Origin of the sequence: Streptococcus parasanguinis (genome assembly GCF_016648855.1) — a bacterium.
GTDB lineage: Bacteria > Bacillota > Bacilli > Lactobacillales > Streptococcaceae > Streptococcus > Streptococcus parasanguinis_L.
Window position 1 is genome coordinate 129,306 of the sequence record NZ_JACLQU010000003.1, and the last position, 22,444, is coordinate 151,749.

Annotated in this window: 19 protein-coding genes; 1 reads left to right on the forward strand and 18 read right to left on the reverse strand. The window is 44.7% G+C overall.

Going from position 1 to position 22,444, the window contains the following annotated elements; all coding sequences use genetic code 11:
• Positions 1–5: 5 nt before the first annotated feature.
• The 16 genes from H7T92_RS03330 to pbp1b form a co-directional block, all read right to left on the reverse strand.
• A complete protein-coding gene (locus tag H7T92_RS03330; protein WP_201037049.1) occupies positions 6–1,316 on the reverse strand; it encodes a bifunctional folylpolyglutamate synthase/dihydrofolate synthase in 1,311 nt (436 codons plus the stop codon).
• A complete protein-coding gene (gene folP, locus H7T92_RS03335) occupies positions 1,317–2,273 on the reverse strand; it encodes a dihydropteroate synthase (RefSeq protein WP_201037051.1) in 957 nt (318 codons plus the stop codon). It abuts the gene before it with no gap.
• 162 nt (positions 2,274–2,435) lie between these two features.
• The gene (locus tag H7T92_RS03340) at positions 2,436–3,035 is read right to left on the reverse strand and encodes a CPBP family intramembrane glutamic endopeptidase (protein WP_260314258.1); all 600 of its coding nucleotides are present in this window, start codon (positions 3,033–3,035) and stop codon (positions 2,436–2,438) included.
• Between the two features lie 203 nt (positions 3,036–3,238).
• Positions 3,239–4,432 carry an acetate kinase gene (locus H7T92_RS03345; protein WP_023919646.1) on the reverse strand — a complete coding sequence of 398 codons (1,194 nt, stop codon included), beginning with the start codon at positions 4,430–4,432 and terminating at the stop codon, positions 3,239–3,241.
• Positions 4,433–4,483: 51 nt separating this feature from the next.
• Entirely contained in the window at positions 4,484–5,437 is a 954-nt protein-coding gene (locus H7T92_RS03350; protein ID WP_201037054.1) for a class I SAM-dependent methyltransferase, read from the reverse strand.
• A 30-nt stretch (positions 5,438–5,467) separates the two neighbouring features.
• A complete protein-coding gene (gene comGG / locus H7T92_RS03355; protein ID WP_201037096.1) occupies positions 5,468–5,926 on the reverse strand; it encodes a competence type IV pilus minor pilin ComGG in 459 nt (152 codons plus the stop codon).
• Positions 5,892–6,344 (reverse strand): competence type IV pilus minor pilin ComGF, encoded by a 453-nt coding sequence (gene comGF / locus H7T92_RS03360; protein ID WP_201037056.1) that lies wholly within the window; start codon positions 6,342–6,344, stop codon positions 5,892–5,894. The genes comGG and comGF overlap by 35 nt, the downstream gene beginning before the upstream one ends.
• A complete protein-coding gene (comGE, locus tag H7T92_RS03365) occupies positions 6,334–6,621 on the reverse strand; it encodes a competence type IV pilus minor pilin ComGE (protein ID WP_201037058.1) in 288 nt (95 codons plus the stop codon). The genes comGF and comGE overlap by 11 nt, the downstream gene beginning before the upstream one ends.
• Positions 6,587–6,991: a competence type IV pilus minor pilin ComGD gene (comGD, locus tag H7T92_RS03370; protein ID WP_260314263.1), complete on the reverse strand. Its 405-nt coding sequence runs from the start codon at positions 6,989–6,991 to the stop codon at positions 6,587–6,589. The genes comGE and comGD overlap by 35 nt, the downstream gene beginning before the upstream one ends.
• Complete coding sequence (gene comGC, locus H7T92_RS03375; protein WP_101770912.1) at positions 6,981–7,298, reverse strand: competence type IV pilus major pilin ComGC; 318 nt, start codon at positions 7,296–7,298, stop codon at positions 6,981–6,983. The genes comGD and comGC overlap by 11 nt, the downstream gene beginning before the upstream one ends.
• A complete protein-coding gene (gene comGB / locus H7T92_RS03380; protein ID WP_201037098.1) occupies positions 7,295–8,326 on the reverse strand; it encodes a competence type IV pilus assembly protein ComGB in 1,032 nt (343 codons plus the stop codon). The genes comGC and comGB overlap by 4 nt, the downstream gene beginning before the upstream one ends.
• A complete protein-coding gene (gene comGA / locus H7T92_RS03385) occupies positions 8,259–9,200 on the reverse strand; it encodes a competence type IV pilus ATPase ComGA (protein WP_021154281.1) in 942 nt (313 codons plus the stop codon). Before comGA ends, comGB begins: the two co-directional genes overlap by 68 nt.
• Before the next feature lie 87 nt (positions 9,201–9,287).
• A complete protein-coding gene (locus tag H7T92_RS03390; RefSeq protein WP_042759849.1) occupies positions 9,288–9,677 on the reverse strand; it encodes a DUF1033 family protein in 390 nt (129 codons plus the stop codon).
• Between the two features lie 190 nt (positions 9,678–9,867).
• On the reverse strand, positions 9,868–13,521 hold the full coding sequence (rpoC, locus tag H7T92_RS03395; protein WP_049492130.1) for a DNA-directed RNA polymerase subunit beta': 3,654 nt from the start codon (positions 13,519–13,521) through the stop codon (positions 9,868–9,870).
• A 160-nt stretch (positions 13,522–13,681) separates the two neighbouring features.
• Positions 13,682–17,251 carry a DNA-directed RNA polymerase subunit beta gene (gene rpoB, locus H7T92_RS03400; protein ID WP_201037061.1) on the reverse strand — a complete coding sequence of 1,190 codons (3,570 nt, stop codon included), beginning with the start codon at positions 17,249–17,251 and terminating at the stop codon, positions 13,682–13,684.
• A 351-nt stretch (positions 17,252–17,602) separates the two neighbouring features.
• Complete coding sequence (gene pbp1b / locus H7T92_RS03405) at positions 17,603–20,059, reverse strand: penicillin-binding protein PBP1B (RefSeq protein WP_201037062.1); 2,457 nt, start codon at positions 20,057–20,059, stop codon at positions 17,603–17,605.
• A 182-nt stretch (positions 20,060–20,241) separates the two neighbouring features.
• Here pbp1b and tyrS point away from each other — a divergent pair, with 182 nt between their 5' ends.
• Positions 20,242–21,498: a tyrosine--tRNA ligase gene (gene tyrS / locus H7T92_RS03410; RefSeq protein ID WP_003004779.1), complete on the forward strand. Its 1,257-nt coding sequence runs from the start codon at positions 20,242–20,244 to the stop codon at positions 21,496–21,498.
• Positions 21,499–21,559: 61 nt separating this feature from the next.
• Here the strand turns inward: tyrS and H7T92_RS03415 are convergent, their stop codons facing one another.
• Positions 21,560–21,973, reverse strand: a complete 414-nt coding sequence (locus H7T92_RS03415) for a DUF3021 domain-containing protein (protein WP_049513833.1) — start codon at positions 21,971–21,973, stop codon at positions 21,560–21,562.
• Between the two features lie 9 nt (positions 21,974–21,982).
• A complete protein-coding gene (locus H7T92_RS03420; protein ID WP_049513831.1) occupies positions 21,983–22,438 on the reverse strand; it encodes a LytTR family DNA-binding domain-containing protein in 456 nt (151 codons plus the stop codon).
• Between the last annotated feature and the right edge of the window lie 6 nt (positions 22,439–22,444).

Below are 22,444 nucleotides of genomic sequence, written 5' to 3' on the forward strand. Positions count from 1 at the left end.
ATCTCCTAGTTGGATTTTTCTGTTTTTAATAAATAAGGTCGTACCTGGCTAAGGAAGTAGAGCGACCCCGTTACAATGAGGAGCTCATCATCTCCAGCTTGCCAGTTTTGTAGAAATTCTCGCCAGTTGACTTCCTCAAGCTGATGGTTTTTCGCAGCAGCTCTTATCTCTTCTTGAGAATAGGCTCTTGGATCCTCAAAGGTCGTGAGGATCAAGCGACTATTTTCTAGTTCCTGCCACTGAATGAGCATCTCTTCCAAGGCTTTGGTCCGGATGCAGGTAAAAAGAATGGTCTTTTTTTGACTCGGGAACAGTTCTCGAAGACTTGCGATCAAAGGCGCAACGGCGTGGGGGTTATGGGCCCCATCTAGCAAGATCACGGGATTTTGCGAGACCACTTCCATCCGGCCAGGCCAGATGACTTGATGCAAGGCCTCATCCACTAACTCTCTTGACAATAGTTCACGTCCTTCTCTTTCAAAAAGTACATCACAAATACTGATAGCAAGAGCTGCATTTCTGGCCTGGTGATGTCCTAAGAGCGCTACTTGATAAGAAGCTGTTTCTCTTTTGGAACTGTGATAAGAAAAGGATTGGCCTGATAAACAAGAGGCCTCTAGCTCAACTTGGTAATCTCTGTCATAGGCTGTTATCGGTGCCTGCTCTTGAATCGCAATGACTTCAATGACTTGGCTAGCTTCTGCTTCTAATTTCCCTAGAACCAGAGGAATTCCTGGCTTAATGATACCTGCCTTTTCACGGGCAATGGAAGCTAGATCTGGCCCAAGAAGGGCGACATGATCCAAGCCAATCGATGTGATCGCAGTCAGAACGGGCTGGCAGACGTTGGTACTGTCTAGTCGTCCCCCCATACCGACTTCCATCATCACATAATCCAGCTCCTCGTGAGCAAAATAATCATAGGCGATCGCCGTCATCACTTCAAATTCCGTCAAACCTTGAAAGATGTCTCTTGATTCTTCAGCTTCCAAGAGCTGTTGGTAGCTATCCAGGTAGGTTTGCAGGTCTTGATCGGAAATGGCTTCGCCATTAATGGTGATCTGGTCATTGTAATGGATCAGATAAGGAGAGGTAAAGACTCCAACGCGTAAACCTGCCTTCCTCAAGAGTTGGGACAAGGTAGCAATGGTAGAGCCTTTGCCATTGGTCCCCGCAACATGAATGACCCGACAGTCTAGGTGAGGATTTCCTCTCAAAGCCAAGAGAGCTTCCATGCGCTCCAAGCCAAAATGTGGATCCTGCGAACGATAGGCTTCTAGCCAACGAAGATCCAACTGATGTTCTTTCTTCTTCATTTATTTGTATTGTTTCAAATTAGTATCTGCTGCCTCTTGGGCTTGGAAAATGGCTTGGCCCAGACTGGCTGCCATCTTGTGTAGGGGAATATCATGCACCCGCACCACTTCGACTCCTTGACTAGCTGCAATACTGGTCAAATGGCTCGAAGCCAGGTCCCGATTCCAAAAACCAGTCTCCGTTGCAGGATCTGTCTCAAATCCAGCTTCCTCAATAATATTGACCACAAAACGTTTGCGGGAGACCCCTAGAAAGATCGGATAACCTTTTTGGTGGATGGTTTCAAGCTCTTGCAACAAGAGCAAATTCTCGCGCTTGGTCAAACCAAAGCCGATCCCAGGATCCAGCATGATCCGTTCCGTCTGGACACCGGCTTCTTTTGCGACTGCAAGCGAGCGGTCAAAGAAGGTCCACATCACGTCTTGAATCGGTTCTTGAGCCATTGTTTGAAGCTCTGCTTCTGTAAAAGCTGGTTCGAAACCAAAAGTTGGAAAAATAGTGGAACTTGGATGATGCGGTCTTGCCATCACTGGATTAAACATGAGAACTGCGCTGGCTTCATGCTCTGCAACCACAGTAGCCATCTTAGAATCCCCAAGAAAACCAGTAATATCATTGACAATATCGGCTCCAGCTTCCAGCGCTGCCGCCGCCACCTGGGACTTCCAGGTATCCACTGAGATCAAGATATCACTTTCTTTCCGGATAGCTTTAATCACTGGAACCACGCGGTCAATCTCTTCTTGGATCTCCACATAATGACTTCCTGGTCTGGGTCTGGTTGATTCTCCCCCGATATCGAGGATCTGAGCCCCTTCTTGGATCAGTTTTCTCGCCTGTTGCAAGGCTGCATCCACACTCGTATACTTACCGCCATCAGAAAATGAATCCGGAGTGACATTTAAGATCCCACAAAGAAGGGTCCCTTGGCCACTCAGCCATTTATTATCAATCATTTTCGTTCTCCTTTGATTTCCTTCCAACAGCATGATTGCGAACAAAAGAGGCTAGAACAAATGTTCTAAACCTCTGAGTTCATTCTCCATACGGATTTCTCATTTTTTCTGACCTTCTGTACGAAGATTCTGCATCAAAACTCATTGGTACCTACCATTTTATCATAATTTATCATGGAAGAAAACTCTCGATACCGGCAATAAACAAAGGAGGAGTACAGCCGGATAATAATAAGCTAGCGCATTCAAGGTCATATGGAGACAGATGCTATACTCGATCCGCTTGTAGCGATAAGCCACCCAAGTTAAGATCAAGGACATGCCTCCGTAAGCTACCCATTCCCCCAAGGTACTCGGTCCATGTAAGTAAGTAAAAAAGAGAGCACCAGCTAGGTAACCGATCGGTTCTGCTCCTCGAAAGATCAAACGAGGGATGATGGCCCGACAGAGCAGCTCTTCTAGAATCGGAGCGACAAAGATCACGACCATGCCCATAGCAAGGAAAGGAGCATGAGATTGTAGTTCATTTAGAGCTGCTTGATTTGCCGTCGTGCCACCTGCCTCTTGTTTCAACAAGGGATAGGCGAGCAGGTTATTAGCCATCAATAAGAGAAGAAAAAGAAAATTTCTCCCCAGAGCCGGCCAGGTAATCACCCGAGCATCTAAGTTCTCCAGAGAGCTCATCTTGATGATTCTATAAAAAGCAAAGAGCACCACCACTGTAACTAGTGCCGTGAGAACAGTAACCCACCCAGCATTCATTCCATCTCGAAGGGAATAAACCATGATGATAAGAGGAAGTTGTGAGAGAAGGAATAGGGGGACAAAAAGAAGGAGCCAGAGAGCATTCTTACATAATGGGTGCTCCCGAATAAAAGACTGGATTTTTTTCAATGAATTATCTCTTTCTTACATAAAATAAGAAGGTCGGGGCTTTCGCCTCCAGCCTTCTTACTTTATTTCATTTACTGATTTTTGAAACGTTCAACGTCACGCGCAATCACCAACTCTTCATCAGTTGGAATGACTAATACCTTGACACGCGAATCATCTGTGGAAATATCTCCGACAACTCCAAAGACGTTCTTTTCAGGGTCGACCTTGCAGCCAAACCAGCTGATTCCATTGATAATAGAAGAGCGAACATTTACTGCATTTTCACCAATTCCTGCTGTAAAGATGATGGCATCTGCACCATTCAAGACTGCTAAGTATTGACCGATGTATTTTTGCAAACGATCGATAAAGATATCGTAAGCCAATTTAGCTTTTTCGTCTCCATTATGCATCGCTGTATGAATATCCCGCATGTCACTAGAAGATCCAGAAACACCCAGAAGACCGGATTCACGATTGAGGATGCGGCTAATATCTTCAGGCTTATTGAAATCCTCTGTATGTTCCATCAAGTATGGAATAATCGCTGGATCGAGATCCCCTGTACGGGTTCCCATCATGACACCACCTAGAGGTGTGAAGCCCATTGAGGTATCCACAGAGATTCCCTTGTCAACCGCTGTAACAGATACACCATTTCCAACGTGGCAGGTGATCAATTTCAATTCTTCTAATGGTTTTCCAAGAAGTTTAGCAGCTTCACCAGCTACATACTGATGACTGGTTCCATGAGCGCCGTACTTACGGACCTTATTTTCTGTGTAATATTTAGTTGGAAGAGGGTAACGATAAGCTTTTTCCGGCATGGTTGTATGGAAAGAAGTATCAAATACCACAACACTGGTAATATTTGGACAAATCTCTCTAAAGGCACGAATTCCAGCTGCATTTGCAGGATTATGAAGAGGTGCTAACAAAGACAATTCTTCTACTTTTCGAAGGACTTCGTCATCTACCAAGGCAGAATCCTTGAAGTATTCTCCACCAGCAACGACGCGGTGGCCCACACCTGTAATCTCATCGTAGGATTTGATAATATCAAAGCGAATCAAATCATCCAACAAAATTTTTACAGCTTGTGTATGGTCCTGGATATCTAATACTTGTTTTTCTGAACGTCCATCAAATTTAACAGTTGAAATAGAATCCTTCAAACCGATCCGTTCAATCAACCCTTTTGCAAGAACAGTTTCCTCTGGCATTTGGTACAATTGCCATTTCAAACTAGAGCTTCCTGCATTAATAGAAATTGTTTTCGACATATATTCACCTCATTAAGCGTTTTCACTTCCTCTATTATATCAGATCTTTGATCAAATTTCACTATCCTTTAACCAGTTTTGGAAACTTTCCATAAAGTGAACCACCTGGTCTTGATCCTGGAGATCGGTAAACGGATAGACAAAGGGCTGAACAGACTCTTCTTCTTGTTTTCGTAGGACGAAAATCGTCTTAGCATATGCCGGATTTGAAAAAAGAGATTCTGGCAAGGTCAGCATGGCAAGGAGTTGAGCCTTGTCTGTTAGCCAAGCTTTCAACAGATCACTCTGAGAGCTCGTCAAGAGGTTGTTTGGAGCTAAAAAGATGGCTACTCCTTGAGGTTTCAGGTATTTCAGAGCCTGTTCCATCATAAGGTGATGAGCATAGGTATGGCCTTCGGAGCTCGCCACCTGATAGCGCTGTGCAATCGCATCATCTGGATAATAACCAATCGGTAAGTCGCTAACGATCAAGTCACTTTCTTTTAACACTTGCGGACGCACCGCGTCGCCTTGTGCAAAGACAACACTAGACTCCATTACGTCTGCGATACTAGCAGATAGGTCAATCAAGAGATCATCTACTTCCAATCCTAAGTAATCAATCGTGAGACGGCTATTGTTGACAATGGTCTCAGCGAGATTTCCGGTCCCACTTCCCACTTCTAAGACATCCAGTTGGTCGCTTTTGGCCAACTGGTCGATCAAAAATGTAATGATAAAACCAATCGCATCTGGTGTGAACTGGTGATTTGCTTGCAAAGGCTCTGTTTGAGCAGCTTTCATAAAAAGGAACTGGTAGGCTCTGCGCCATTCTTCCTTACTTAAACCTAGCTCTTTTAATTTTTGGCTATTATTTTTGACAATGTCTAGATCTGTCTTGCCCTCTAAATACATGGCATTTTGCTCAATCAAGGCGTCATAAAAGTTAGTCGACAATTCATTTTGAATACTTTGAGTGTTTTCCAATAGATAGGTATAGGCTTGTTCAATTTTTTCGAAATTCATGATTTCCTCCGCACCCTATCATACCAAAAATTAGTCTTTTTCGCTATTTTCTGATGACTCCTTCGTCTCTTTTGGCGTCTCTTCAGAAGGCTTTTCGCTCCCTATCTGCTCTTTATCTTTCTGTGTCTTCTTCTTTTCTTTTTTGCTCTTTCTACTTTCTTTTTCTTCCCTTACAGGAAGAACAAACTCATAACTTTCTCCATCCATCTTAGCCTGGGCATGAAGAAAACCAGGATCCTGCTGTAGCTGAACAACTCCAGACTTTAAGTGAATCTCTGATGCCTTCTCATCACCCTTTCCTTTTTCAAGAGCCAATTGTACCAAAGCATAGGCCCGAAGTCGATCTTGACTCGTCTTTAAGATCCGTTTTCCCGCGACCTGACGGTGGAGATAAAACTGAAGCAAGAGACTGAAAATCGCTGCCATCAAAAGGGCGTAGAGCAAGACACCAGCCTTAACTTTTTTCATTTTGCATCGCTGGTACCACATGGTAGACATACTCCCTTTCTAAACCTTCTTCAAAATTCAAACGCAGATGAATCAACTCTCCCTCCTGCCAAATCTGACTAGAGTGAACACCTGAAATCATAGGCTGATATCCCCTGCCCTTAGCATCTGTTTTTCGAATATCATCTCCTTTAGACTGGCCAATCGCAATTGGTTTTTGATCCTGAATCAAGTAGATATGGTTGTTCTCCACTTTTTCAAAATGACTCCGGTCCAATTCCACCTGCATTTGTTGCTGAAATAAGATCCATTCTTCCTGCTTTTGATGCGCTTGGTAGTCCAATTCAGCGTGCAGGAGTTTAGTCAATCCTTGAAAAATCAACACACCCCCACTGAGCACTAAGAGAGCGACCAAGGCTTCGAGCAAGGTAAAGGCCTTAACCCTTCCTTTATTCCACATGCAGTACCACCTTTCCTTGATGATAAACCGTGATTTGATCGGCATCTTTTTCAACATGAACCTGAATACCACTAGCCTCAAGATGATTTTGCTCTGTCTGAAGCGCCATTTGAGCGACAGATAAGACCTCAACCTCTTTGAAATCCGCTAGTCGCTCCTTGCGCGAACGCCGGATCTCCCCTAATAATAGGGTCGTAATCATGGCAAATAAACTCAAGGCTACTAGGGATTCTATGAGAATACTAGCGGGAACGGATGCTCTTTTTAATTTTTCCATTTCCAAGCGAAAGCTGATAGGTCACCACTCCTCTCTGTGTCTGAAAGTGAACATTAGCCAGGGATGAATTGCCACCTGCTCGGTCTAAACGAATGGTTTTAGGATCTTGCAAAATAACAGAATCAGGAATCTCCACCGTCTGGTAAGGCGTTTGAATCTTCCTTGCACTCACTTCAACATCCAATTCCGTTTGCCTTGCTAGTGCTATCTTCTGACTTTCTTGATAGAGGTGTTCAAACTCTGCAAAAAATACTTTTTCTTCCACCTGCTGAAAACTAGTCTTGATCGATCCTGATAAGCCCAGATAGATAAAGCTGACGATCATCAAGGTCAGAAGGGTCTCCACCAAGGTGAAGGCCTTAATCTGCAACCGCACGTGTTTCTCCACTATTTTTCGCATAATAGGCACGGTAGGATTCTGCTTGTTTGTTGGTAATATTTCCATCAGCAATCAGCTTGGCTAGAGTGGCTTGGTCATTGGTATGATTGAGTTCATACAATTCAGCCTGGCTTTCGACCACCTTGACAACGGCTGCATTACCTGTCTCTTTCACAGAGTCTTTTTGCTTGGTCAAATTCGGCACAAAGAGCAATAAGAGTACACTGATGATCAATAAGACCACTAACATTTCAATCAGCGTAAAAGCTTTTACCTTGTATGTTTTTAATTTTTTCATAAATGAACCTCCATATTTTGATAAATCGGCAGCAACATGGCTGCGTAAAGTAAGACAATTACAAGAGCCACAAAGACAAAGACCAAGGGTTGTATCACATTCATGGCCTTGTGGACCCGACGAAAGAAGTCTTCCCATGTTTTTTCAGCGTAGATCTCTAGCTCACTTCCAAGCTTTGATTTGACCTCACCATATTCAATCATAAGCGGCAATTCTTTTTTGAAAAAAGAATATCCCCCGACCGTCTCTGAAAAGGATTGACCGCGGTCTAAAGAAAGAGCTAAGTCTCTTCCAATCTCTTGGAAAAGCTGGGATTTTTGCTCCTGCATCATGGAAAAAATCTGAGACAATTCCAATCCTTGCCCAATCAGATTGCCCCATTCTCTGGCATAATAGGCTGTCAAATAAGCTTGAATCATGCCTTTTCCGAAAGGCAGATGAGACAAGCTTCTAAAAACCTTGATCTTGCCTGACTTTCGATAATAGAGAAAGCCGAGTAAGAAGAAGGTTACCAGTCCCGCTCCTAAGGCCAAAAAGAGTTGCGGGAAGGAACTGATCAATTGCGTCCCAATATTTTGAGCATCCATTTGAGGAAGCAAGTAATTGCGCAAGCCTAGCATAATCAGAACTAAAAATCCAAGCAAGATGAGAGGATAGGTGCTCACCTCAATCAGCTTTTTCTTGACCTTGCGCATGTTTTCTAGGTAAGCACTGATTTTCTCCAAGCTCAATGCAAGATTGCCATGAAGCTCAGCGAGAGACAGCTGTGTCGTGACCGCATCTGAAAAACCGATCCCCGCCATCATTTCTGAAAAACTCCGCCCCCTCGAGAGGTCCTCTCGCATCTGGGAAACCAAACGACTCTCCACTAGGTGAGAGCGATCCAGAAAATCGACAATCTCAGACAGATGAAAACCACTCGAATAAAGATTCAAAAACAATTCGATGATTTGCTTTTGTTTAGCGGTAGATAATTTTTTCGGCTTGCGCCTGAGCCAGCTGGATATATCCCGATTGAGCCAAGAGATCCATTTGTTGGTTCCAGCGGCTGGCTGAGTGCTCTTGGTAGTTTTCCGTCGCAAAATCGACCACACCTCCTCCTGCAATTAATCGTTGGTAGCAAATACCTTGTAAAACAATCTTGAGTTCTTCCTCACTCACTCCAAGTTCTAAGAGCCTCTCATAAACACCTCGAACGCTTTTCGCATGAATCGTAGAGAAGACGGTGACTCCTGTCAAACTAGCTCGTACGACTGCACGAGCTGTTTCCTTATCTCGGATTTCCCCAATGATGAGAAGGTCCGGCCGATGGCGCAAGGAGAGTTTGATCAGGTTGTCATAGGTCATGCCGATCTGGTCATTCAGCTGAAGCTGAAGCATATTATCCTGCTTGATCTCGACAGGATCTTCAATAGACATGACTTGCTGGTCCGCAAAGCGCTCTTGCGCCAAAGCATGCATGAGAGTGGTCTTTCCCGAGCCAACGGGGCCCGCAAAAAGATAAAGCCCACGACCAGCCAATTTCTTCTGCAAGTCTGGCAGCTGGTCAAACCAAAACCGCAATTCACGTTCCTCATCATGCAAGAGCCGAATGACCAAGCTTTCATAACCACGATAATCCCCCACCGTTGACAAGCGAATCGAGACCACTCCATCCTCTAATGGGTAATCACACGACCCTAGCTGGCTGCGCCTTTTTTCTCCCACATTCATCCCTGCCACGAACTTAAAGTGGCTGATAATAGCCGTCATGTCCTCAAAAGGGAAGGACTTTACAAAGCGCCTCTCGTCTCCCACCCTCATAAAAACCTGGTACTCCTCCTTCCGAGGAATGAAGTAAAGATCCTGAGCTTCTTCCTTTTTCCCCATGCGGATCAGTTTTTTTGCAATTTCTTGAACCATAGTTCCTCCTCTCACTTATACTATTCGAAAAAGAAGACAAAAAAAGAAGACTTTCTAGATCGCTCTAAAAAATCTTCCGAATGTCTCTTATGACAGGGTTGTCCCCTTTTTTGAATCGAGTGTATATTGACAAGAACGGTGTTTGCGACTGCCTCTTTCCTTTTCGTAGCCTGGGCGGAGCTTGCTTTTAGGGATCTTGTGCTCGTCTTCTAGAAGGACAATCGAATGGAAAAACTGCACATCTTCACTGCAGTCCTCACACCACTCTTGCTCGTTGGTATCCCAAAAGATCGTCATGAGATCACTCCGACTCTTATAACTTGGAAAGTGTGCATTCAACTCCAACCACTTCTGCTTGTAGTATTTCAAAGCCTGGTAATAGTCTTCAAACTTCCGGCTACTGACGATATCTTCTTCCCAACCTTCTAAAAACCACCAGGGTTCACAGTCCCCGTACATTTCAATCACTCGATACATAAACTCTTCCATCCTTTGTATCCTCTATTATATAGAAAATCCTTTGAGAATAAAAGTTTTCTGCTCAGAGCATGATTTTTCAGGTAGTTTTCAGGTGATTTTCACAATTATTTTCCAAAAATAGACTGCCTAATTGCTATTGGTTCCTTTTTTCAAAAAAAGCCGGAACATGTAGTTCCGACTAATTTTCTTATTCTTCTACGACTTCAGCTGTTTGAACTTCATCGACTGTTCCATCTGTTAATGGTACTTCTTCGATAATTTCAACTTCATTAATCGCTTGTGGTTCCAAATTACGGTAACGAGCCATACCTGTACCCGCAGGAATAATCTTACCAATGATAACATTTTCCTTAAGTCCAAGGAGATGGTCTTTCTTACCGCGGATCGCTGCGTCCGTAAGAACACGAGTGGTTTCTTGGAAGGAAGCAGCTGACAAGAAACTGTTGGTTTCAAGAGAGGCTTTGGTGATTCCCATAAGGACTGGACGAGCAGTCGCAGGAACTCCACCAGAGATAAGGACATCCTTATTAGCATCTGTAAAGTCTGTAATGTCCATAAGCGTACCCATGAGAAGGTCTGTATCTCCTGGATCCATGACACGTACTTTACGGATCATTTGACGAACCATTACCTCGATGTGTTTGTCGCCGATTTCTACCCCTTGGCTACGGTATACTTTTTGTACTTCCGCAAGAAGGTAAGTTTCAACCGACAAGACATCACGAACGGCAAGGAGACGTTTTGGTTGGATAGACCCTTCTGTCAGAGCCGCACCACGAGAGACTTGATCTCCCACTTCGACTTTCATGCGGGCAGTGTAAGGGACAACGTATTCGCCCTCACCAGTTGCTCCGCTAACAAAGACTTTCTTGGTGCGTGTAGAAGCATCTTCTTCGATCGCTGTGACTTCCCCTTTGACCTCAGTGATGACCGCTTCCCCTTTTGGATTGCGGGCTTCAAAGATTTCTTGGACACGAGGAAGACCTTGCGTGATATCGGTATTTGAGGCAACCCCACCCGTGTGGAAGGTACGCATGGTCAACTGTGTACCAGGTTCCCCGATAGATTGGGCAGCGATAGTTCCGACTGCTTCACCCACTTCAACCGCATCACCAGTCGCCAAGTTGATACCATAACAGTGACGGCAGACACCATGGCGGGTGTTACATGTAAAGACAGAGCGGATAGTGACTTCTTCCACACCAGCTTTGACAATTTCACGTGCTAGGTCTTCTGAAATCAAGGTATCTGGACCAACGATGACTTCACCTGTTTCAGGATGTTTAACAGATTTCTTGGTATAACGACCAGTCAAGCGTTCTTCGAGTGGCTCGATCATTTCCTTACCATCAGTAATGGCACGGATCACAAGTCCACGGTCTGTTCCACAGTCGTCTTCACGGATAATGACGTCTTGGGCCACGTCAACCAAACGACGAGTCAAGTAACCTGAGTCGGCTGTCTTGAGGGCCGTATCGGTCATCCCTTTACGGGCACCGTGAGTTGAGAAGAACATTTCGAGTACTGACAAACCTTCGCGGAAGTTTGACAGGATTGGCAATTCCATGATCCGTCCGTTTGGAGCGGCCATCAAACCACGCATACCGGCAAGTTGCGAGAAGTTTGAAATGTTACCACGGGCTCCAGAGTCCATCATCATAACGATTGGGTTCTTCGGATCTTGGTTATCCACTAAGCGTTTTTCCAATTTTTCACGGGCTGCACGCCATTCAGCTGTAACGGCATTGTAGCGTTCATCATCTGTGATCAAACCACGACGGAATTGTTTAGTGATTTGTTCCACACGTTTGTGAGATTCTTCAATGATTTCTGCTTTATCTTCAACGACCGGAATATCGGCAATCCCCACTGTCAAACCAGCAAGGGTTGAGTGATGGTAACCCAAGTCTTTCAAGCGGTCCAAGAAAGCAGATGTTTCAGTTGTACGGAAGCGTTTGAAGATTTCTGCGATGATATTTCCAAGATTTTTCTTCTTGAATGGAACGTTTAATTCCAATTTCTCAATCGCTGCTTTGACATCTTGACCAGGCTCCAAGAAGTACTTAGCTGGAACGCCTTCTGTCAAGTTGGCATTATTTGGCTCTTGAAGGTATGGAAGCTCTGCAGGCATGATATCGTTAAAGAGGATCTTACCAACAGTTGTCAAGAGAATCTTGTGTTGTTGCGCTTCTGTCCATGGTTTGTTCAAGCTATCTGTCGCAATTCCGACACGTGTATGCAAGTGAACATAGCCATTGCGAAGGGCCATCACCGCTTCATCACGGTCTTTGAAGACCATGCCTTCGCCTTCACGACCAGCTTCTTCCATAGTGAGGTAATAGTTCCCCAATACCATATCCTGAGATGGAGTAACAACTGGTTTACCGTCTTTTGGATTCAAGATGTGCTCAGCAGCCAACATCAAGATACGAGCTTCTGCTTGAGCTTCTTCTGAAAGCGGTACGTGGATGGCCATTTGGTCCCCGTCAAAGTCGGCATTATAGGCTTCACAGACAAGTGGGTGCAAACGAAGAGCTTTCCCGTCAATCAAGACAGGTTCAAAAGCTTGGATCCCCAAACGGTGAAGGGTCGGTGCGCGGTTCAAGAGAACTGGGTGTTCTTTGATCACTTCTTCTAGGATATCCCAGATGCGTTCATCTCCGCGTTCGACCAAGCGTTTTGCAGCTTTAACGTTTTGCACGATATCACGCGCAACGATTTCACGCATCACGAATGGTTTGAAGAGCTCGATGGCCATTTCACGTGGCACACCACATTGGTACATCTTAAGAGTTGGACCAACGGCGATAACAGAACGTCCTGAGAAGTCAACCCGTTTACCGAGCAAGTTTTGACGGAAGCGTCCTTGTTTCCCTTTGAGCATGTGGCTCAATGATTTGAGTGGACGGCTACCTGGTCCTGTGATTGGACGACCACGACGACCATTGTCGATCAAAGCATCGACGGCTTCTTGGAGCATCCGTTTTTCGTTTTGCACGATGATACCAGGAGCATTCAACTCAAGCAAACGTGCCAAACGGTTGTTCCGGTTAATAACCCGACGATAAAGGTCATTCAAGTCAGAGGCAGCAAAACGGCCACCATCCAATTGGACCATCGGACGAAGATCTGGTGGAATAACCGGAAGGATGTTGAGAACCATCCATTCTGGCTTGTTACCAGATTTGTAGAAGGCATCCAAGACATCCAAACGACGAACAGCCTTCACACGTTTTTGACCAGTTGCAGTCTTCAATTCTTCTTTCAAGAGAGCAATTTCAGCTTCCAAATCCACTTGTTTCAAGAGGTCTTGGATCGCTTCTGCACCCATCTTAGCTACAAAGGAACCTGGTCCGTATTCACGCAAGCGTTCACGGTATTCACGTTCTGTCATGATGGATTTGTGCTCAAGTGGTGTATCTTTTGGATCGATCACCACGTAAGCTGCGAAGTAAATGACTTCTTCAAGGGCACGAGGGCTCATATCTAAGGTCAATCCCATACGAGAAGGGATGCCTTTGAAGTACCAGATGTGTGATACAGGAGCTTTCAACTCGATGTGCCCCATGCGTTCACGACGAACTTTCGCACGTGTTACTTCAACCCCACAGCGGTCACAAACGATCCCTTTGTAACGGATCCGTTTGTATTTCCCACACGCACATTCCCAGTCTTTTGTAGGTCCAAAGATGACTTCATCAAAGAGACCTTCACGTTCTGGTTTCAATGTACGGTAGTTGATTGTTTCAGGTTTCTTGACCTCTCCATAAGACCATGAACGGACCTTGCTTGGAGAAGCTAGGGTGATTTGCATACTTTTAAAACGATTTACATCAACCACTATTTCTTACCTTTCCTTGTTTTCATACTTGTTTCATTTGGATACAGCCTTAGGTGGGGGAAGAAAGGAAACTTTCTTGCCACCGCCTTGTGTCTGTATCTTGTTATCGAATCATCCTGTCAGAAGCATTGGTTTCTCACAAGACAATCATTTTTACTGATTATTTTTCTGATTCTTCAGCATCAAAGGCTGCTTTTGCTTCCTTAGCTGCTTTTTCACGTGCTTTTTCAAGGTCATCCACATGAATCACATCATCGTCTTCCCCTTCATCGAGGTCACGAAGTTCCACTTCTTGATCATCTTCGTCCAAGACACGCATGTCAAGTCCAAGAGATTGCAATTCTTTGACAAGAACGCGGAAGGATTCTGGTACACCTGGTTTTGGAATTGGTTTACCTTTGGTAATCGCTTCATAAGCTTTCAAACGTCCGTTGACATCATCTGACTTGTAGGTCAAAATTTCTTGAAGGACATTTGATGCACCATAAGCCTCAAGGGCCCACACTTCCATTTCCCCGAAACGTTGTCCACCAAACTGAGCTTTCCCTCCGAGTGGTTGTTGGGTAACCATTGAGTATGGTCCAACTGAACGGGCATGGAGTTTATCATCAACCATGTGGTGAAGCTTGATCATGTACATGACACCGACAGAAACACGGTTGTCAAACGGCTCACCTGTACGTCCATCGTAAAGAATCGTCTTGGCATCGCTATCCATACCAGCTTCTTTCACAGTATCCCAGAGATCTTCTGAGCTTGCTCCGTCAAAGACTGGTGTTGCGATGTGGATACCCAAGTTACGAGCGGCCATACCAAGGTGAAGTTCCATAACCTGACCAATATTCATACGTGATGGCACCCCAAGAGGGTTCAACATGATATCAACCGGTGTACCGTCTGGAAGGTAAGGCATATCTTCAACTGGAACAATACGAGACACAACCCCTTTGTTTCCGTGACGACCGGCCATCTTATCTCCGACGCGGATCTTACGTTTTTGTGCGATGTAAACACGAACCAACATGTTGACACCAGATTGTAATTCATCTCCGTTTGCACGCGTAAAGATCTTAACATCGCGAACGACTCCATCTCCACCGTGAGGGACACGAAGAGAAGTATCCCGCACTTCACGAGATTTATCTCCAAAGATCGCGTGAAGGAGACGTTCTTCAGCAGAAAGGTCTTTTTCACCCTTCGGCGTTACCTTACCGACAAGGATATCGCCTTCTTTTACTTCCGCACCAATACGGATAATACCTGTTTCATCCAAGTCACGAAGAGCATCTTCCCCAACGTTTGGAATTTCACGGGTAATTTCTTCAGGGCCTAACTTGGTATCGCGTGTTTCTGATTCGAATTCTTCCAAGTGAACAGATGTGTAGACATCTTCTTTCACCAAGCGTTCGCTCATGATAACGGCATCCTCGAAGTTATACCCTTCCCAAGTCATGTAAGCGACGATTGGGTTTTGACCAAGGGCCATTTCCCCTTTTTCCATCGATGGACCGTCAGCGATAAAGTCGCCTTTTTCAACGACATCGCCAACTTTTACAAGGGTACGTTGGTTGTAAGCAGTACCTGAGTTTGAACGACGGAATTTTTGGACGTGATAGACATCAAGAGATCCATCTTCCCGACGAACTTCTACCTTGTCCGCATCCGCATAAGTAACTTTACCATCGTGTTGAGCAATGACTGCAGCTCCTGAGTCATGGGCTGCTTGGTATTCCATACCAGTACCCACATAAGGGGCTTTTGGATCGATCAATGGCACAGCCTGACGTTGCATGTTGGCACCCATGAGGGCACGGTTGGAGTCATCGTTTTCCAAGAAAGGAATACATGCTGTCGCAACGGCAACTACTTGTTTTGGAGATACGTCCATGTAGTCGACTTGATCAGATGGGAATTCTTGGTTGTTACCACGGTGACGTCCCATAACGATTGGCTCAGCAAAGCCACCTTTTTCGTTCAACTTAGAGTTAGCCTGAGCGACGATGTACTCATCTTCTTCATCGGCTGTCAACCAAACGATTTCGTTGGTGACTACACCTTTTTCCCGGTCCACTTTACGGTATGGCGTTTGGATGAAGCCATATTTGTTCAAGTGTCCGTAAGATGACAAGTTGTTGATCAAACCGATGTTTGGTCCTTCAGGTGTTTCGATTGGACACATACGACCATAGTGGGTATAGTGCACGTCACGCACTTCATATCCGGCACGGTCACGTGTCAAACCACCAGGCCCTAAGGCAGACAAACGACGTTTGTGAGACAACTCAGAAAGTGGGTTGTGTTGGTCCATGAACTGTGACAACTGTGAAGATCCAAAGAATTCTTTAATTGCTGCAGTTACTGGGCGGATGTTGATGATTTGTTGTGGTGTCAAGACGTCGTTATCTTGTACAGACATCCGTTCGCGAACGTTTCGTTCCATCCGTGAAAGTCCAAGACGCACTTGGTTGGCAAGCAATTCACCAACGGCACGAATCCGACGGTTTCCAAGGTGGTCGATATCATCCACGCGGCCAAGGCCTTCTGCAAGGTTCAAGAAATAGCTCATTTCTGCCAAGATATCAGCTGGAGTTACGATGCGTACTTTGTCAGATGGGTTGGCATTTCCAATGATGGTAACAACGCGGTCTGGATCTGTTGGAGCGACAACTTTGAATTTTTGCAATTCTACTGGTTCTGTCAAAACAGCAGCATCATTTGGAATGTAGGTGATTTTGTTCAAACCGTTATCCAATTGTTCTGAGATGCTGTCGATCACATCGCGCGTCATGACAGTACCAGCTTCTACAAGGATTTCCCCTGTTTCAGCATCTACCAATGGTTCTGCGATTGTTTGGTTCAACAAGCGGTTCTTGATATTGAGTTTCTTGTTGATCTTGTAGCGACCAACTGGTGCCAAGTCATAACGACGTGGATCAAAGAAACGGGCTACCAACAAGCTACGTGAGCTTTCCGCTGTTTTTGGTTCACCTGGACGAAGACGCTCGTAGATTTCTTTGAGGGCTTCATCTGTCCGTGAATCCATTGGATTTTTGTGGATATCTTTTTCAATGGTATTGCGAACCAATTCGCTGTCCCCAAAGATATCGATGATTTCATCATCTCCAGAGAATCCAAGAGCACGCACAAGAGTTGTAAATGGAATCTTACGTGTGCGGTCGATGCGCGTGTAAGCAATGTCTTTTGAGTCAGTTTCAAGCTCTAACCAAGCCCCACGGTTAGGGATAACAGTTGATCCATAACCTACCTTACCATTCTTGTCCACCTTATCATTGAAGTAGACACCTGGTGAGCGGACCAACTGAGATACGATAATCCGTTCTCCACCATTGATGATGAAAGTTCCCATCTCCGTCATGATTGGGAAATCACCAAAGAAAACTTCTTGGGTCTTGATTTCACCTGTTTCTTTGTTGACCAAACGGAAGGTCACAAAGATTGGTGCTGAGTAGCTGGCATCGTGGATGCGCGCTTCTTCAAGCGAATACTTAGGTTCGCGGATTTCATAACCCACAAATTCCAATTCCATTGTATCCGTGAAGTTTGAGATGGGAAGCACATCTTCAAATACTTCCTTCAAGCCATGATCCAAGAAATCTTTGAATGAGTCTGTCTGGATTTCAATCAAGTTTGGTAAATCAAGAACCTCTTTGATTCTTGAAAAACTACGACGGGTCCGATGTTTCCCGTATTGAACGTCATGTCCTGCCAAAGTTTTTAGCTCCTTTTTCCATACTAGGATAGCTTGGTAAAATGACTTTCACCACCTATCCGGTTTTAACTACAATTGTGTGATTTGCATCACGTGAAGAGCTATCTCTTCACCTCATTCGTCGCTTTTTGTAATTTTTAGAAAAATTAAATTTGTGTAACAAACTAGGATTTTTCTGAAAAATAGGCACAAAAAGAGCAGCTAAATCGACTTATTCAAGTAAGATTTAACTGCTGTAAGCTCTTATTTGGACAATATTTCAAATAAAGCACACGACAAATTAGTTATCACTATTATACCGTTTTTTGCTCCAAAAATCAAGGCTTTCTCCAGGTTTTCTACTGGATCAGACTAGTGTCGATTGCCACGATTTGAGCTGTTTCGATTTGAACTATTGCTGGATGAACTATTGGTTGTCGAATTGTTCTTATTATTCGACTGATTTCCACTGGAATTACCGAAAATCGCTGCCCAAGCACTTTGATAATCGCTATCCGATCCCCCGATGGCAAAGCGGTATTGAGTGGTTGGCGCTCCGTTTTTGGCCCAAAGGCTCGTCACCATTTGACCGCTCACATCGATATCCCTACCATTGACATTGACGCGGCCCGGTCTTTCACCAGTCGATTTGAGCACTTCAGAGCGGATCACACTCTTATCGAGAGTGAATTTATCCTGAATTCCGAAGAGACTTGGATCTGCTTGGTAGATCGCATTCGCCAACTGCGCCATATATTGGGCATTGTTGTTGTATCCAGTCAAGGTCTGCATAGAAGCATTGTTGTCATGACCGATCCAACCTCCTAAAGAAACATTAGGGGTGGACAACATCAGCCACATATCCCCATTTGAGTTAGTGGTACCGGTTTTTCCAATCCAGTCTGCACCTGCCAGCGTTGGGTTGACTTGGCTAATCCGTGACTTAAAGGTCGTTGTTGCACCAGACGTAATAACCCCGCGCAAGAGATCCTGCATAATCGTTGCCGTTGCTGGGGAGTATACACGAACAGGATCTGCCTCGTGCTTGTAGACTACATCCCCATCTCGATCAATGATTTGCTCTACCATGTAGCGTTTGAGGTAGTTCCCATTGTTAGCAATGGTTTGGAAACCATTGGTATGTTGGGCAACAGTGACCTCAATTCCTCCCCCCATCGGCAGACTCTCAATGCCATATTCAGGGATATCATAGCCCATTTTCTTCATGTAGGATGGGACATCCACACCCTTTTCACGAAGGGTCCGGTAAGTCCAGTAAGCTGGAATATTCCATGAGGTGTTGAGGGCCTCACGGAGATCCATCATCGCTGTCCCTCGGCTATCCACGTGCATGATTGGCTCCCCACTTGAGAAATTAGTCGGGTAGTTAGAAAGGATGCTATTGCTTCCCATCAAGCCTTGGTCGATGGCAATCCCATAGGCCAACAGTGGTTTGATTGTAGACCCTGGGGAACGCTCTGTATCAAAAGCATGGTTGTTTTGATTGCCGTCAAAATTCCGTCCACCGATAAATCCTAAAACGGCACCCGTTCGGTTGTCCATGAGGACATTCCCAACTTCTACAAGACCCGTTCCATCATCCAAGACGCTTCCAAAATTCGCGACTGCAGCCTGCATCGCATTGTGAACCGGTTTGTTAATAGTGGTTTGGATCGTGTAACCACCTTCGCGCAACTCACTCTCAGCTAATTCTTGATAAGCCTTGACGGTTTCATTATTTTTCAGGTCTTGCTTGGTTACATTGTCTCGCTTGATCAAGTAATCATACATGGCCTCTTTTGCTTCTTCCATTGCTTGGAAGTAGAGGTAGTCATGCGGTGTTTTCTCGATGCCATCTGGAGCAATGAAGTCTTTGGTCAAGTCGTACTGAGCATAGGTTTCGTAGTCTTTTTTCGATAAGGCTCCCGTCCGGTACATATTGAACAAGACATCTTTGGCACGCGCCAAACCTAATTCGAGGTTCTCCTTGCTCTTTAGGCTACCGTCTGCAGCATAAGGGGAGTAGACAATCGGACTCTGAGGCAAGCCAGCGATAAAGGCTGCTTGTGGAACAGACAAGTCTTTCGCAGAGACGCCAAAGATCCCTTGAGCTGCGGCTTCTACACCTGCAATATTTTGCCCCCGATTGTTTCGTCCAAAAGGCGAGACGTTTAAGTAGGTGGTTAGGATTTCGTTTTTATCCATTCCCCTCTCTAAAGCTAGGGCGTCGACAATCTCTGTCGCCTTACGAGTAAAGGTGGGAGCATCTCCTACGACTTGCTGTTTGATCAACTGCTGGGTTAAGGTCGATCCTCCACTAGAGGAACCGACACCGGCTACAGATCCAAGCGTCGCCCGAAGAACAGCTTTGGGCACAACCCCCTTGTGGCTTTCAAAGTTCTCATCCTCAGTAGCGATCACAGCCTTTTTGACATTGTCAGAAATGGCATCTCCAGCTACCGGCGTGCGGATCAAATCACTGTCCACTTCTGCAATCAGGCTCTTATCGGAATAGGTCAGTTTTGAAACACTGCTGACATTGCGAACCTGCTGGACCAGTTCTTCTGTCTTTGGAACCTTGACATTGCTAAAGAGGCTTGCTGCATAACCAATCCCGATCCCTGCGCCAAATAAAAAGAGGCACACAAATAAGGCGATCATCACATCCCACAAGAGTTTGAGCGTCCTCAAAAAGGTCGCAAAAATATCGCCGACAGACCAGCTACTTTCTTCATTTTTTTCCTTATTCGGAGTTTCTGTATACATCTTTGCAAAGAATTTTTGGACTTTCTTCCAAAACTCTTGCAGCTTCTCTTTTAATTGATTCACTGATTCTTTCTCCTTGTTCCCTATATTATAGCAGATTAGCCCCTTTGTTTTCAATCACAAGAGCGTAGAAATCGTCACTCATTCTTCCTAGAGAAGCGCAAGAAAATGATGGAAAGCATTGCCATTTCCGTGGTTTATGGTAGAATAGAGAAATGAATAAACTTATAAAGGAGAAAAGACACATGCACATTTTTGATGAGCTAAAAGAGCGTGGTTTGGTATTTCAAACGACGGATGAAGAAGCCTTGCGCAAAGCACTGGAAGAAGGTCAGGTTTCTTATTATACTGGTTATGATCCAACTGCTGACAGCCTTCACCTTGGTCACTTGGTTGCCATCTTAACGAGCCGTCGCCTTCAACTAGCAGGCCACAAACCTTACGCGCTCGTTGGCGGTGCGACTGGTCTCATTGGAGATCCGTCCTTCAAAGATGCTGAGCGTAGTCTCCAAACAAAAGAAACTGTTCAAGAATGGGTTCGCTCCATTCAAGGGCAATTGTCTCGTTTCCTCGATTTTGAAAATGGTGACAACAAAGCCGAAATGGTCAACAACTACGATTGGTTCGGAAGCATTAGCTTTATTGACTTCCTTCGTGATGTCGGAAAATACTTTACGGTCAATGCTATGATGAGTAAAGAATCTGTTAAAAAACGGATTGAGACAGGAATTTCTTACACGGAGTTTGCCTACCAAATCATGCAAGGCTATGACTTCTACGTCCTCAACCAAGAACACAATGTCACCCTTCAAATCGGTGGATCTGACCAATGGGGAAACATGACAGCTGGTACTGAGTTGATGCGTCGTAAGGCAGATAAAACTGGTCATGTTATGACTGTGCCTTTGATCACAGATGCAACTGGTAAGAAATTCGGTAAATCAGAAGGCAATGCCGTCTGGCTCAATGCAGACAAAACATCTCCTTACGAAATGTACCAATTCTGGATGAATGTGATGGACGCCGACGCTGTGCGCTTCTTGAAGATCTTCACTTTCTTGTCACTCGATGAAATCGAAGAGATCCGCAAACAGTTTGAGGCTGCTCCTCATGAACGCTTGGCTCAAAAGATCTTGGCGCGTGAAGTGGTCACCCTCGTTCACGGTGAAGAAGCTTACAAGGAAGCTCTCAACATCACGGAACAACTCTTTGCAGGAAACATCAAAAACCTTTCTGTCAAAGAACTCAAACAAGGCCTTCGTGGTGTGCCAAACTACCAGGTCCAAGCAGAAGACAACCTCAACATTGTTGAGCTCTTGGTCACAGCTGGTGTAGTGAATTCTAAACGCCAAGCCCGCGAAGATGTTCAAAATGGAGCGATCTACGTCAATGGCGAACGCATCCAAGACCTTGACTATGTCTTGAGCGATAGCGATAAATTAGAAAATGAATTGACCGTTATCCGTCGCGGTAAGAAAAAATACTTTGTTTTGACTTATTAAGAAAGTAAAACCACGAAGTTTCGTATGAACTTCGTGGTTTTCTTATACACTTTTTCTGAGACTATTTCCCTTTTCTGCGATGCAACAAAGCTTGGTTGATTCGTTGAGTTTTTTTATGGAGTTGCCAAATCTGGTACAGCCAGATCAGGCCGTAAATGGCTAGAAAGATCAACCAAGGAATCGGGCTCCGCAAGGCTGTCCCCCAGCCAAAAAACAAGTAGGTTAATGCTAAGATGGCAGCTGTCACAACTAAATGCAAAGCCACACGCAAACTATAGGTCAAAAACTCTTCTTCCTCAAGAATGAATGTCAAGACCCCCATTGTCCCACTCATCAAAAAGATCGCCAGGATATTGCGGACATTTACAGCAGGATAGACGATGTTGGTATAGACATGGGATAATAACACCAAACACAAATAAAAGAAGGATCCTGTCCTCATACCAGATACAAAATAAGCTATAACTCGTTTCATCACTTTCTCCTATACCCCTAAATAATCCATCAAGGATTTGACATATTTCCGACTGACACTTGATTTTACTCCACGTGTCAGTTTAGCCATCATATTGCCTGAAAAACTATCCGATAGCGATTCTAAATGGTCGATATTCATCACCGCGTGGCGTGATATCTGTAAAAAATTACGACGATTAATCCGATGTTGAAAATTTATCAAAGTATCTCTGATGGTGAACGTTTTGTCTGTCGTATAAATGGTGAGCTGATTCTTATCAATCTCGGCTAGAATAATGTCATCAATTTTCACCATGATCAAATGATCATCTGTTTTGATAGGGATCACTACTTGATTCACTGTCGAAAATTGTTCGAGATACTCCATCACCTCTCGTGCTTGATCAGATAATTGCTTGGCTTGAATGACCACACAGGGGTCGTTTTCTGGGATATCTTGTTTTTCCTCAAAACGAATCTTCATTCCTAC